11 protein-coding genes are annotated in these 13,662 nt (G+C 38.6%); 6 read left to right on the forward strand and 5 right to left on the reverse strand.

What is annotated here, in order from left to right; genetic code table 11:
• Positions 1-64: 64 nt before the first annotated feature.
• The 5 genes from KKI44_RS01700 to KKI44_RS01720 all read right to left on the reverse strand — a co-directional run bounded on the left by KKI44_RS01700 (position 65) and on the right by KKI44_RS01720 (position 5,999).
• Complete coding sequence (locus tag KKI44_RS01700) at positions 65-1,096, reverse strand: heme-binding protein (protein WP_214589566.1); 1,032 nt, start codon at positions 1,094-1,096, stop codon at positions 65-67.
• A 33-nt stretch (positions 1,097-1,129) separates the two neighbouring features.
• Complete coding sequence (locus KKI44_RS01705) at positions 1,130-1,936, reverse strand: hypothetical protein (RefSeq protein ID WP_214589567.1); 807 nt, start codon at positions 1,934-1,936, stop codon at positions 1,130-1,132.
• Positions 1,937-1,999: 63 nt separating this feature from the next.
• Complete coding sequence (locus KKI44_RS01710; protein WP_214589568.1) at positions 2,000-3,490, reverse strand: ferritin-like domain-containing protein; 1,491 nt, start codon at positions 3,488-3,490, stop codon at positions 2,000-2,002.
• Between the two features lie 5 nt (positions 3,491-3,495).
• Positions 3,496-5,559 (reverse strand): GMC oxidoreductase, encoded by a 2,064-nt coding sequence (locus KKI44_RS01715; RefSeq protein WP_214589569.1) that lies wholly within the window; start codon positions 5,557-5,559, stop codon positions 3,496-3,498.
• On the reverse strand, positions 5,556-5,999 hold the full coding sequence (locus KKI44_RS01720; RefSeq protein ID WP_214589570.1) for a sugar dehydrogenase complex small subunit: 444 nt from the start codon (positions 5,997-5,999) through the stop codon (positions 5,556-5,558). Before KKI44_RS01720 ends, KKI44_RS01715 begins: the two co-directional genes overlap by 4 nt.
• A 306-nt stretch (positions 6,000-6,305) precedes the next feature.
• Here KKI44_RS01720 and KKI44_RS01725 point away from each other — a divergent pair, with 306 nt between their 5' ends.
• The 6 genes from KKI44_RS01725 to KKI44_RS01750 all read left to right on the forward strand — a co-directional run bounded on the left by KKI44_RS01725 (position 6,306) and on the right by KKI44_RS01750 (position 13,653).
• The gene (locus KKI44_RS01725) at positions 6,306-7,106 is read left to right on the forward strand and encodes a Cof-type HAD-IIB family hydrolase (RefSeq protein WP_214589571.1); all 801 of its coding nucleotides are present in this window, start codon (positions 6,306-6,308) and stop codon (positions 7,104-7,106) included.
• Positions 7,107-7,391: 285 nt separating this feature from the next.
• The gene (gene lodA, locus KKI44_RS01730; protein ID WP_214589572.1) at positions 7,392-9,434 is read left to right on the forward strand and encodes a CTQ-dependent lysine 6-oxidase LodA; all 2,043 of its coding nucleotides are present in this window, start codon (positions 7,392-7,394) and stop codon (positions 9,432-9,434) included.
• 1 nt (position 9,435) lies between these two features.
• The gene (gene lodB / locus KKI44_RS01735) at positions 9,436-10,539 is read left to right on the forward strand and encodes a lysine-epsilon-oxidase maturase LodB (RefSeq protein WP_214589573.1); all 1,104 of its coding nucleotides are present in this window, start codon (positions 9,436-9,438) and stop codon (positions 10,537-10,539) included.
• A 106-nt stretch (positions 10,540-10,645) separates the two neighbouring features.
• Positions 10,646-11,356 carry a glycohydrolase toxin TNT-related protein gene (locus KKI44_RS01740; protein WP_214589574.1) on the forward strand — a complete coding sequence of 237 codons (711 nt, stop codon included), beginning with the start codon at positions 10,646-10,648 and terminating at the stop codon, positions 11,354-11,356.
• Between the two features lie 12 nt (positions 11,357-11,368).
• Positions 11,369-11,785, forward strand: coding sequence for a hypothetical protein (locus tag KKI44_RS01745; RefSeq protein ID WP_214589575.1), 417 nt, complete (start codon positions 11,369-11,371; stop codon positions 11,783-11,785).
• A 143-nt stretch (positions 11,786-11,928) separates the two neighbouring features.
• Positions 11,929-13,653 carry a DUF4041 domain-containing protein gene (locus KKI44_RS01750; protein WP_214589576.1) on the forward strand — a complete coding sequence of 575 codons (1,725 nt, stop codon included), beginning with the start codon at positions 11,929-11,931 and terminating at the stop codon, positions 13,651-13,653.
• Positions 13,654-13,662 lie beyond the last annotated feature (9 nt).

Here is a 13,662-nt window from a genome sequence, read left to right on the forward strand (position 1 = left end):
TCATAAAGTAAAATAAACCTCCAGATTTCTCCGGAGGTTTTTTATGAAATCGCAAAATTTAAATTTAGCTTGGAGTAAGACCTGCTGTAGGATCAAAAGCTTCATTTTCGTCCATACTTTTGAACTGCATCTGCGTTTCCTGTCTTTTTCTCATCGTATTAACTGTTACGTGAGGCCAGTTAATCGGCTGTGCAGAACCGGTAGCCGGAAATACAAGATTGATGGTCTGCGAATACTGAAGAATCTGATCCGCGTTTCCGTCACTGTCAGTAATATCTTCAATCCAGAAAGTTGCATCCATTTTGGTCGCATTTACATTCGTCTGGATGAAAGGAATATTTAAAATTCCGCCATTCGCGTCCGGAGTGCTTGTAGACATCTCAATTACTGTCATATTGGTTACTCCTCCTTTAGAACCTACTAAACTTTCCAGAGTAGACTGAAGAAAAGCGTTTGGATTTACCTGATTAAATTCTGCAAACTGAGGATTTCCGATAATCGGATCCGAATATCCCAGCTGAGTAATTGGTCCTCCGTTCAGCATCGTAGGAATGGATGAAGCAGGGTCAAAAAAGCTTGTTCCCGGATTTTCTGTATCAAAAGAACTTCCTAAAGCTAATAAAGAATTACCGTGAGGAATCGTCGACATTCTTGCAATGGTGTAACCTCCGTTCGGCTGCCCAATGTTTAAAAACAAACCTGTTTCTACGTGTATGGTTGAACCTTTAGGAAAACCCCTGTCGTTACAGAAACTCGTTTCGCATGCACTTACAATCTGTTGTTCATACAATAATCCGAAAATTAGCTGTTCTACCTGCTGTCCTTTTACAACAGGACCTCTGTTTCCTGCCTGTACGACTACCGGATTAAAGGTTAAAGTTTCTGTGTAAGGGATCACCTCAAAAACAAAGCCCGTATCCTGTCCCGGTACGGAAATCGTGTTCCAGCCCGAAGAAGCCTCGCTTCCAGGAATCTGGATGTTTTCCCAAACGCCGACAAGAGGAGCCAGAGCTCCCAAATCTGATGATTCAACTTTATGTAACGGGAGAACCTGTGCTCCCAAAGTTAAGCCTCTTACTTTACTTTCTAAATTCATAATGATGGGTTTTATGGTTAAGTTTTAGTTCAATTAAATATAATATGCTCTTGTCTGAATGGCTGCCGGAGCCGACATGCTGGTTCTTACCGCGAAAGCCTGAGTGTCTCCAATAAGAATTTCCATATCTTTTTTCATCGGATGTTCGGAGTTTCCGTATTCCATGCTTACTCTTTTTCTGCTTTCATCTTCGTTAAGGAAATATAAATTCGTGGGCTGCAGAATATTCCATCGGCATCCAATCAGTTTTCCTTCATTTTGCCCGTATTCCGTAATGGGCGAAAAAGCCGACATTTCAGGAATGAGATCTGCGACATCCGCCTTGCAGGTGAAAATGGTTTCTTCACTGTTTTCAGGGTCATTGCAGGTTACTGTCCATGTATTTTGTCCAGGAACATTGAGGGAAGGAATATTAATAGTGAAAGTTGTTTTGAATTTCGGCTCTCCGAAAAGTTCTATTCCTGCCTTTATTGCCATGTCGGCATCGCAGGGAACATAAACGCGTTTGTGTCCCATTAATTTCGTTTGTTCTTCACCTCTCAGATATTCTTCTGCAGTAACAAAAGCCACGGTGTCTTTTTGAGATTCAGGATAGCAGACAATATTCAATTCTATTTCCTGGGTCGTGCTTGCTCCGTTTGGAAACTGACCTGTGTAGTTCTGAAAATTAAAACTTACAATAGCTTTTCCGTTAAAATCCGAAGCGTTAAGTCCTGTGTTTTCAAGATATTTTAAAACTTTTTCCCGGTCTACAAGAAAAGCAACTTCGAAATTATAAAGTGTTGCGTAATAGAAGGGAAGTCCGAATCCTTCGGGAATTGGCGGTAATTGATTGCTCATGGTAAATTGGTTATTAAATTTATTCTAAAGCCCATTATAAAAAACGGGCTTTAGTTTTATTTTTTAGTTAGAAGGATACTCAAAAGTTGGTCCTGCATTGTATTGGGAAGTCAATGGCTGGCTCATCAATCCGATTGCCTGCTCTTTCAATGCATACATATACATGATGGATTTTGCCAGTTCTTCAGAATGTCCTTCTACGGCAGCCTGAATTGCATCCAATAACTTTTTATACGTAATATTAAATTGTTTTCCCTGCTCGAATAACTGAGGATTCGACTGATAATCTGACATTTTAGGATTCGGTTTCATCGGATAAGCTGCACTCCAGTCCACGGGAAGCGGTTTTCCAACCGGTGGAGTGGTTACAGGCATCATTCCGTTTTCGTCGGTGAACGGTCTGTAATCTCCGCCTAAATAAAAATGTTCATGGAAAATTTCCTTAAATCTGAAATAATGAGCCAGTTCTGCACCTTCCTCAAACTGTGAAGGATCTACATCAAAAATAGAATCATCCGCACCTTCTCCTTGTCCCTTAATTTCCTGAAAAACAAGTATAACACCTTCTAATGCATCAACAGGATGGAGTTTTCCGCCGCTTCCGTAGTATTGTTCCGGACGGATCTGTTTTGCAGGATCTCCGGTAAAAATTCCGCCTTTGTTAAGTTCTTCAAAAGTCTGCGGTAATCTTCCGTTCGCTTTATAATAAGCAATGATTTGGAAAACAACAATATAAAAGAACACTACATCATAATATTCTCCAATGGTATGAACATTTTTCATGATGAAATCTTTCATGTTTTCCAGAGTCCAGAAATTATCCTCCTGAACAGCACTTTTTGAAAACATTGCTTCCGGTTGTGCATCGTAATCGTACTTCGGTGCTTTTACCAAAGGATTACTTGGGCTTTCGATGGCAATAAAGGTTGCAATACTGTTGGATGAAAACGTTTCCAGACCTACGTAGAAATCCACATTCATTGGGAGTTTCATCGGGTAGTTAGGATAATTCTGCGGTCTGTTTACCGAAGGCTGAATACTCACTGCGTTCATCACGTTGCAAACCATAATCATATGAAGCATTTCTTCAACCGCTACACTTCGGATGATCTGTGAAGGAAGAATATTCGTTCCGTCTTTAATAGAATATAGTGCTGTTAAATAAGGAGGGATTGTAGAATGTTCAATTAAAATCGCAGTCTGAAGCAAATCCTGTAAAATCGGACGGTAATCCAGATTCTCCAATCCTTTTTTTACCTGAAAAGCCTTTTCTCCGGAGAAATCTGCGATAGGATTAATTTCGGAAATTTCGCCGCCAAATTGTGATCTCAGATATTCGTTAAACGCATCAATCTGGTTATTAAGTAAAAGATTGGTTACGTTTTTACTGTGGTATTTTATTCCTTCGATCCAGTTTTCTTTGCTGTTTGTATTGTCGAATAATAACGACTGCAAAGAAATGGCTTCGTCTACGATGGTATTTTTATCTAAAGAACTTCTTTGAAAGCTGCTGTTTTCCTGAGGTTCTGTTTTATTGATTAGTCTTTGTCTCATGTTTTCTATTTTAATATATTTTCCAGATCTTTCAGAATAGATTCTACGGAACGAATGGTGAATGCGGATAAAGTAAGGGTAGGGTTAGAAGTTCCTAAAGTCGTCATATTTCCGGCTCCTACAATGTATAAATTCGGATGATCCCACGATTTGCAATAGCTGTTCGTTACAGAGTCGTCCGGATTGTCGCCCATTCTGTGGGTTCCTACAATATGTCCGGCTCCGTTATAAGAATATCTTACATTATTATATACAAAAGTATTATTGTCTGTCGCATTGTATTTAGTGAAATCTTCAATCCCCAGTCTTGCAAACATTTGGTCTGAAGCTAATTTTGCCTGTTCCATTGCCCTCATTTCGTATTCTGTAAGCCCGTAATTGATAACAGGACGCGGAATTCCCAATACATCCAGATATTGGTCGTTAATAGTTACACGGTTATCAGGATTCGGAAGCTGCTCGATCTCAAAATGGAAAAGTACCTGTCTGGAAAGTCTGTGGGTTAATGCGTCTTTCAGTTCTTCTCCGAAAAGTCCGTCATTTAAAAATTCTGAAAGGTCTGATCCCGGAGAAAAAGCCGGCCAGCTCCATCCCCAGTTGTCAAGAGGTGAGATCCATGCAGAAAACTCGCTCCTGAAATTTCCGTCACGGAAAGACGAAATGTTGGTGGTGGAACCGGGACCTCTGTAAGAATAAACAGGATCCGGAAATAATCCCCAAGTAAGCATTACCATGTGATCCATCAGGTTTCTTCCCACCTGATCGCTTCTGTTGGCAACGGTTTTTTCAACATTTTGTCCGTTTTCGAAAACAGTGTATTTAGAATTTAAAAGAATTTTCGGATTTTCAAAAGCATTGGCAGCAAGAATAACGATTGTTTCGTTCGTATCAATAACCTCTTCTACAAATTCTGTTTTTTCTCTTGAAATATATCTTCTGATATGAACTTTAGAGATTTTTTCCTGATCTGCTACATCAACACTTAATTTGTACACAACACTTTGTGCCTGAACCTGAATATTATGATTTCTCTGAAAATTCTGGTTTTTATTAACTTTATATAAAGCTTTTTTCAGTGTTTTCAGAGCGTTGTATTTGGCCTGAACCGGACAGATCGGAACGCAGGATGCATTTCCTTCACAACGCTCTCCCATATAAGGATTCCATACGGCTCCTAAAGCTTTGTATTCTTCGTTTTCAATATTCTTTAAAGTTAAAGTATATCCGGATTCAGAAGCTTCAGCTTTCACTATTTTGGATGTTCCGTAAGCAATATTCGGGGTAGAATTTCTTCCCTGCGGAGACGGAACAAGCATTATCGGATATTCTTCAAAGTTAAGCTGAACCGAAGTTCCTGCCAATCCGTTAATAATCTGATGATCCATATAACTCTGCGGAATTTCTTCCATCGGAAAAACATAATTTTTACCGTAATATTCTTCCATGCTTTCCTTAATAGGATATTCCTGCGCAGCAACGTTTCCGGAAACACCGATCTCAAATTCCGCCATTTCATAATAAGGCTTTAACGTCTCATAATCAATCGGCCAATCCATGGCTCTGCCATATTGTTCCTTCAGTCTGAAATCGTTCGGAAGCATTCTTGGGGTAGTTCCGAGCCAGTGAAGTGTGGTTCCGCCTCCTACACGAATGGCATCACTTGCAAAAGGCATCGGACCAAACTGTACCAGATAACCTTTTTTATCGGGAAACGGCGGAACAATCGGCTCTATATCCAGAACATTCGGAGAAGGAGCCTGTTTCAGATTCGGATACGGTGAATTCGGAACTTTGGCTTCTTCTATGTAAAACTTACGGATATAATCGTTGTAAGTAACCATTGAAGTGGCAGAATCGAGTTCTATCCCGGCTTCAAGCCCCGCTTCATACATTAAAATTGATAGCTCTTTATACGTTTTTGAGTCGTCCGTTTCAGAACGGTGGATCATTTTTTTTGCATCGGTATCAAAAACATGATCTGTTAAAAGTTTGGCAATCAAAGAACCGGCGATTCCTGTTCCTACGATGATTACATCCTTTTTTTGCTGAGGTTTTTCTGTCTGATTCATGAGTTGCTGTTTACAGGTTTTGTTTCCCAAGATTTAAAGCCCGGCTGTTTTGCACCCGGCGGATGCGCATGCATTACCGTCCATACGAGACCTTCTTTATAAGATCTGTCATTCACGTATGCGCCTTCCCAGGTTCCCATATACCAAAGCGTTATTACGCTCTGAGCAATTTCCTGAGTCGCAGGATTGGCAATAATTTCTGCGGTGATCGCATTTTTCAGCTGATCCTGACTTACAGAATTTTCCAGAACATTTTTAGAAATATTCAAAAATTCAATAAAAGTAGCAGTTTCAATCTGGTTGAGAATGTACTTGTAATAAATCTCGGCTGAACCTGTAGATTGCAGCTCGTTCACGGAAAATCCGGTGAGGGATTCTGAAATCGCCATGAACACGTCGTAGTAGTAATCGTCGACGTTGAGGATTTTGTTGATAATCATCTCGTTGAATTATGGTTAAAGTTTTAGTTTTTATTCTTAGATAATTTTATTTATCGGGTAAATTGGGTTATCTAATTTCCGTCTATAAAGTTATATATTTTTCACATTGATTAGAATAAATATTATTTATTTAGAATCTTTCAAAAGTAAATGTTTTGTTTTGATAATTGTTTTAAAATAGTCGTTTTTATCCGTCATATTTTATTAATATCATTTTCTCTTAACTATTTATTAAAATTGAGATCCTCCGAATTAAAACAATAGCAATATCTTTGTAAAATAAATTAGAATTACATAAAATATTTTATGAAAGATATTAAAATGATTGTAACGGATATGGACGGAACGTTCCTGAATTCTTCCCATGAAGTAAGTCCGGAATTTCCGAAAATATATGAAGAACTGAAAAAGAGAAATATTTTATTTGTTCCTGCAAGCGGAAGACAGATGTTTGGAATCACCAAATATTTTGGTGAGATAGAAAATGAAATGGCTTTCATCGCTGAAAACGGAGGGTATGTCATTTACAAAAATGAAGAGCTTTTTGCAGATCAGCTTGATCCAAAATATATTAAGGAAATTATCACAGCAATCAGGACGATTCCCGGCGCGACAGCTGTATTGTCCGGCAAGAAAAAAGCATATTTTGAAACCGATAATCAGGATTTTATAGATTATGTTTCCCAGTTTTATACAGATAATGAAAGAAAGGAAGATCTTACACAGGAAATAGACGACAGTATTTTTAAGGTTGCGGTGCATCATTCCGGCGGTTCGGAATTAAACGTTTATCCTGTGCTGAAAGAATTTGAAAATTATAATCTTGAAGTGGTGGTTTCCGGTCAGTATTGGCTAGATATCATGAACAGGAATATTAATAAAGGGGTAGCGCTGGAAAAATTACAGAAAACTTTAAATATTACTCCGCAGGAAACCATGGCATTTGGAGATTATATGAATGATATTCAGATGCTTGAAAATTCAAAGTACTCTTATGCGATGCAGAATGCACATCCTCTGGTAAAAAAAGCGGCAAGCTTTGAAGCTGGTTCTAATGATCATTTTGGAGTTCTGAAAGTAATTAAAGATTATTTAAACATTAATTAAAACTTTCATTTGTAATAATTTAAGCCTTCATATTTTATCTCTGAAGGTTTTTTTTGTTTATTAAACGTTTAATTAATAACATTAAAGTGTTTATGATTGTTGTTAATTTAAAGTTTTCAATTTATTTATAATAATTTCACCAATATATGAGAAAAATATTTTAAATTTATCATCGAAATAATTGCTCGTTTTAGGAGTGATATTTTAAACAAAACTGAACAACCATTTATAAAAGGCGGAACCGAAAAGCCAATAACAGAGTAGGGAAAACTAAATAATTAAACCATGAATCTATCAATTCATCCATCAGTAGGTGTTGCCCGATTAGGGAATAGCACAACTGCAATTTGTCTGTCTCCGGACACCATCGGTGGTCTGCCTTTTGATGCCGACAACAACGGAAATTCCTTAGGTCCTATTACATCCTTTAAAGATGCTGCAGGTCTTATTAAAAGACAGGGACAACCGTTTAAAATCCTTTCAGACACAGGAGAAGAAATCACTTTAGACACTCCGAATGTAGCTTCTATTGAATGGACAGTGCATTTAGCAAACAAAAAAGCAGCGTGGTATCAGTACAGTGAGTTGCAGGGAAATCTTTTGTACGGTCAGGAAAACAGCTATCAGAATCAGAAAATTCCTTTCAGAAATCCCGATGTGCCACAGAATGACAGACAAACTTTAATCGTAGATCCGGGACCAAGAACCATTTCCGGAAAACAGAGTTCGATAGGATTTGATAAAGATAATGTTCCTTCGGGCTATCCTGCACAATATCCTCCACAGGAAGTTTCATACGGAGTTCCGGTGGTTACGTTGGGAGATCTTCTTACAGATAATTCAGGAAGGCTGGTTGTTTTGGGAGGTTTTGGTCATGCGGGCGGAGATCTGCCCCTAACAAGTTATGGAGGTTCCAGTACATGGCATGACGATATTTCGGACGGACCGGTTTACTGTACGGTAAATTTTAATGACGGAACGCCTTCGGTTTCACTTACAGCGTGGGTGATTATCGGATCACCGGATTTCGCTCCGGAAATTGTGAATATTTCAAATTTAAGCGACACGATGTTTGATGTCGGGGTAAGAAATTTCAATCTGGTTCCTGAGATGTACAGCAACGGAAATTATAATCCAGATTTTCAGGCAAATTTTCAGAGAGATATTTTACCGATTATCAACAGAATCAGTAAATACCAATGGGTTGCGAATGTACAGTCGATGATGGCTTTTACCAGCAATATTTTTGATTTTACAGACAATTCTGAAGCCAACCGCCAGAACAGACAGAATTATTTTTCATACTTCAGACAAAATGATGCTCAGCCGCCGGTTCCGCCTTATTTACCACAGGAACAGCTTCTGAAAGAAAACGGAACCGATATTTTCCCGATGATGCCTTTAAATTCAGGAAGCAACTCGGTGAGCAATATTAATATCATGAAATTCATGGCACTGGATGAAACACAGCTTTTCCTGATGCAGCAGTGGGCAGACGGAAATTTTGTAAGCGATCCGAATTACGAAGAATATCCTGTAAATGCTATGGATGCAGCAAGTGTAGGAAATTGTGTAGGACTTCCGATGTGTCCGGGAATTGAAGTAACCTGGAATCTGCAGAATCCTATTATTTATGCAAATCCATACAGAATTTTACAGTACGGAAACGAACAGCAATATGCAGCACAAGGTTTAACGCCGTCTCGTGACGAATGTGAAGGCGGAGGCTGCGAACCGGGAGATCTTACCAAAAGAATGGCTTGTCCTTGGCAGGCGGATTTCTTCCAGTGTACGATTCAGCTAATCAACTTTACAGATCCGTCTGTGAATAAAGCGGGTTCTCCACCTGCACCGCTTCCTCCAACGTATTATTCTTACTGGTGGCCGCCTCAAAGCCCATGGGATGTTTTGGTAGGTGAATTTACCGCTGAAGGTCAGTCGGCTACCAATGTTCCGGCAGGACAGCAGATGAACTACGCACGCGGAATTAACAGTTTTACGCAGATGGTTCAGTACTGGTACGCGCTAGGATTTATCAGGGATAAAAATTCTCACAGCGCAGGTTTCCCATTCTTTGTGGAAACTGAAAGAAATAACGAAATATTTACATATGAAAATGTTCCTGTAAGTGAGATCAGCGGAAACGAAGAGGATGATGAAACCACAATTCCGGTTTTCTACATCGAAAAGAAAACGCAGGTGGTTACCGAAAGAAGTGAAAAAGGAAGAATGATGATGGAACATCTGGAAGAGGTAGGATTTAAAGAGATTGCTGTTGCAGCAGACCGTATGCCGTTACCTCGTTCCGGAACGCGAAACAGAAGATAAAATGCAAAACTTGTTAGAAACTAGTGTATTAATTGTCGGTGGAGGTCCAGCAGGGACTTCTGCCGCTTTAAGTCTGCTTAAATATTCTGACCTGAAAGTAGTTATCGTAGAAGAAACCGGTCTGGAATCTGTAAAAATCGGTGAACAGGTGAACTCAAGTATTTTTGATCTTCTCAGTTATATGGGAATTGAAAAAACAGCTCTGGATCAGAATAATTTTATCAGGGGACACAGCAGTACCGCAGCTTGGGGAAGCGAAAGACTGATGGTTCGCGATTCTATTTTCAATACAGAAACCGAGAGCTTTCAGCTTAATCGGGAAGAATTCGATTATCTGCTTCTGGAAAATGTATCAGAAAAAGGAGGGATTATTTTTCCGAGAACGAAATGCCTGTCTTTTGATCAGGATGAAAACAATCACTGGACGGTAAATGTAAAACATGAAACCAAAGGAAACTTCACGATAAAAGCAGATTATCTGATTGATGCAACCGGAAGAATGGGAAGTGTATGCCGGAAAATCGGAGTTCAGTCAAAACGGTATGACGAACTTGCCGCGATCGGAAGATTTTTTTATTTTGATGAATCTCAGACCATTAAGCAGAACATCATGATAGAATCTATTGAAGATGGCTGGTGGTATTGTGCTTCTCTGCCGAATCATAAGATGACTTTAACTTTCTTTTCGGACGCACAGATTATTAAAGAAAAAAAGCTTGAAAATACCGAAAACTGGATTAGGTTATTATCAAAAACAAAACACATTCAGCATAAAATATCAAAAGCGGCTTCCGAAGGAAAACCCTGGGTGAAAAATGCATTTTCTCAGATTGCAGACATCCGTTCAAGCAAAAATTTTCTGGCGGTGGGAGATGCAGTCGCTTCATTTGATCCTATTTCATCCATGGGGATCGGTTTTGCCATAAGTTCCGCCTGTCATGCTGCAAAAGCGATTATTGATGCAGACTCAGGACACGAAAATACTTTTATTAACTATCAGGAGAACATTAATACAATATATCATAATTATCTCACGACGAAAACATTTTTTTATCAGAAAGAACAACGCTGGAGCGATTCAGTGTTTTGGAAAAAAAGGATGTAAGAGGTTGGGATATGAAATTAAATTAGTAATGGCGGCCTCATAACGATCTGTGAGGCTGTTTTTGCTTTAACATTTTTTAAATTAATAATTATTGAAATTCATCAACATGAAAAAACTACTCAATTACATTTCGTTTCTGTCGGTTGTACTGTTTTCTGTAGCGTGCAGTTCTTCCACCATAGAAGATGAAAATGCGCCCAGTGAAGTAACCACGGTATTTTATAAAAATGCCGATGAGCTCGCTTCAACTTATGATCCTTCGAATACAGTAAATCAAACCTTAAGAAATCAGATTTACGATTTATACAAGCAGGGAAAATGGGGCGAACTGGAATCTGTTTTTAAAGCGAATAACTTTAACGGAGGATGGCCGCCTGCAAACGGAGGTTATAATATTGTGGATAATACAGATTTTACCGCCGGACAAAAATATGACCGCTACAGCGGGGCAATCGGAACATACAGCGGAACCGGAGCGCCGACTTTGGGTGGAAATTTTACAAGCCCGATCATCAATGGCTACGTTTATACTTTTGCTCAACGCGCCCTTAACAAACCGGAAAATGCCTATGATTTTTATTATGAAATAGAAGTTTTGAATAATTTGCTACCTTTCAAGGGACAAACGGCAGACATTATTCCGTGGTTCGGGCAGGTTGGAAAAGGGAAACAGACGATGTGGAAAATTCCTCTGGACCCTTCTACCGGATATACAAAAACATGGAATAAACTTGCGCAGGAAGGTTATATTAAAGTAACGATAAAAAGAAGTCCGAGCGGAAATTATCCTTCGGCGGTTGGAATGGTGATTCAATAAATTTAATTGAAAATGTACGCAATAACAAAGAAAATACAGGTTTTAAATAAGGCAATTATTCTGAAAGATTCGTTTATTAATGATGAAATCAGTTCGTCTGCGGAGCTGAAATTCATCTGTTGTAAATGCAGTCATGAAAATCTGGTAAAAATTACTCCTTACGAATCTGGTTTTCCGATTTTTCAACTTTATCATGAAAATAAAATTCTATCTGTTGACGAATTGCTTAAAAATTCAATGGTAAAAGAGACGCAAAAGAATATGCTTCATGCCGGTGAATTTACAGTTCATAATTTACCAACGTTGTATTTTGGGACAGACTGCGAATCCTGCGCTGCAAAATACATCGTAATTTTCAGTTATGGCGAAAAACAACCGGGGCTGGAATTGCTTTCCGTTTCCGGAGTATGGGAATATGCAGAGGCATAATATTTTTTTTAGATGGTGTGTTCGGCTTCAAATCTTCGATTTGAAGCCGAATTTTTTTATGAACTTGTGGGAAACCATAATCAACAGATGTTCGAAAAGCGTATTATTGTTCAATCTAATCATCAAATAAAAACTTTAATTATATGGAAATTTTACTCATTATTATTTTATCGGTTCTGCTGATTGTTGCATTCAGTAAATCAGGTAAAAATAAAAAACAGGTTTCGGAGAAAGAAGCTCAGATTGCAAATCTCAACAAGGAAATCAATCAGCTCAGAGCCGAGATTTCAAACCTCAATTCAGACAAAAGATCTTTACAGGACAAAATCCAGAGATTAAGAGCCGATTTTTCTAATCTGCAAATCGAGAAACGTTCGGTGGACGAAAATAATATTCAATTGAAAACTCAAAATGATGCTTTAAGTAAATATCAGGACATCATTAATGTTCAGGTAGAATGCGAATATCTTCTGAAAAGAGCGGAAAGAGACAGTTTAAAATTAAAAGAAAGAGCACAGGCGGAGCTGGATAACGCGCAGCTTCAGGCGAAAGAATCGAGAAGAATGGCGAAGGAACTTGTTGAAAAAAGAACCAGAGAAGTTGAATTATTGTATGAAAATGCAGTAAGAGAATCCAAAAGAATTATTGATACTGCTGAAGACAAAGCACTTGCCATCGGAGGAGATGCTTACAGAAGTTTGCGCGAAGCCAATGAAATTGCCGACAGAATAAAAGCAATGAAAAATGTGATACAAGGTTACGGAAACGAATACATTGTGCCATCTTATACTTTGCTGGATGATCTTGCTGAAGAATTCAGCCACAAAGAAGCCGGAGAAAATCTTAAAAAGCTTCGACAGAATAACAAATTAATGATCACAAGCCGACAAGCCGGAATCTGCGAATATATGGATGAATTCAGAAGAAATATCGCCATAGACTTTGTAATCGATGCTTACAACGGAAAAGTTGAAACCATTTTAAATTCAGTAAAAAAAGACAATTACGGAATTCTTAAACAGAAAATTGATGATGCTTTTCAGTTGGTTAATTTTAACGGAGAAGCGTTCAGAAAAGCCAGAATTTCGGTAGAATACCACGAAGCCCGTCTTGAAGAACTGAAATGGGCAGTTATTGCTCAGGAGCTGAAATGGCAGGAACAGGAAGAGCAAAGACAGATCAGGGAACAGATGCGGGAGGAAGAAAAAGCAAGAAGAGAGTACGAAAAAGCCATAAAAGATGCCGAAAAAGAAGAATTAACGTTGAAAAGACTGATTGAAAAAGCCGAATCGCAGGTTGCCAAAGCCAATGAAGAGCAGAGACTTATTTTCCAGCAGAAACTCGAAGAACTTCAGGGTAAATTAATGGTTGCGGAAGAAAAAAATCAAAGAGCAATTTCGATGGCACAGCAAACGCGTTCCGGAAATGTTTATATTATTTCAAATGTAGGATCATTTGGAGAGGATGTTTATAAGATCGGGATGACAAGACGTCTGGAACCGCTGGATCGTGTTCGTGAACTTGGCGATGCAAGTGTGCCATTTGAATTTGATGTTCACGCCATGATTTATTCTGATGATGCTCCGGCTTTGGAAAGACAGCTTCACAAAAAGTTTTTAAAAAATCAGCTTAATAAAATCAATCCGCGGAAAGAATTTTTCAGACTTGGAATTAACGATATTAAAAATTATCTGGAAGATACCGGAATTATCTGTAAATGGACTCTTACCGCAGAAGCAAAACAATATCGTGAAACACTGAAGCTTGAAGAGGAAATGAAGACCAATAAACAACTTGAGAAAGAGTGGGAGCAATATCAGGAAGAAGCAGATCCTGTAGCTTTGGAAGAAGTACTGGAAGAGGAATAAAAACAAAAC

Origin of the sequence: Chryseobacterium sp. ZHDP1, from assembly GCF_018603435.1 — a bacterium.
GTDB classification, from domain to species: Bacteria; Bacteroidota; Bacteroidia; order Flavobacteriales; family Weeksellaceae; genus Chryseobacterium; species Chryseobacterium indicum.

Coding starts and splice junctions, on each gene's coding strand:
- KKI44_RS01700 (WP_214589566.1), bottom strand. CDS start 1,096: ATGAATTTAGAAAGTAAAGTAAGAGGCTTAACTTTGGGAGCACAGGTT.
- KKI44_RS01705 (WP_214589567.1), bottom strand. CDS start 1,936: ATGAGCAATCAATTACCGCCAATTCCCGAAGGATTCGGACTTCCCTTC.
- KKI44_RS01710 (WP_214589568.1), bottom strand. CDS start 3,490: ATGAGACAAAGACTAATCAATAAAACAGAACCTCAGGAAAACAGCAGC.
- KKI44_RS01715 (WP_214589569.1), bottom strand. CDS start 5,559: ATGAATCAGACAGAAAAACCTCAGCAAAAAAAGGATGTAATCATCGTA.
- KKI44_RS01720 (WP_214589570.1), bottom strand. CDS start 5,999: ATGATTATCAACAAAATCCTCAACGTCGACGATTACTACTACGACGTG.
- KKI44_RS01725 (WP_214589571.1), top strand. CDS start 6,306: ATGAAAGATATTAAAATGATTGTAACGGATATGGACGGAACGTTCCTG.
- lodA (WP_214589572.1), top strand. CDS start 7,392: ATGAATCTATCAATTCATCCATCAGTAGGTGTTGCCCGATTAGGGAAT.
- lodB (WP_214589573.1), top strand. CDS start 9,436: ATGCAAAACTTGTTAGAAACTAGTGTATTAATTGTCGGTGGAGGTCCA.
- KKI44_RS01740 (WP_214589574.1), top strand. CDS start 10,646: ATGAAAAAACTACTCAATTACATTTCGTTTCTGTCGGTTGTACTGTTT.
- KKI44_RS01745 (WP_214589575.1), top strand. CDS start 11,369: ATGTACGCAATAACAAAGAAAATACAGGTTTTAAATAAGGCAATTATT.
- KKI44_RS01750 (WP_214589576.1), top strand. CDS start 11,929: ATGGAAATTTTACTCATTATTATTTTATCGGTTCTGCTGATTGTTGCA.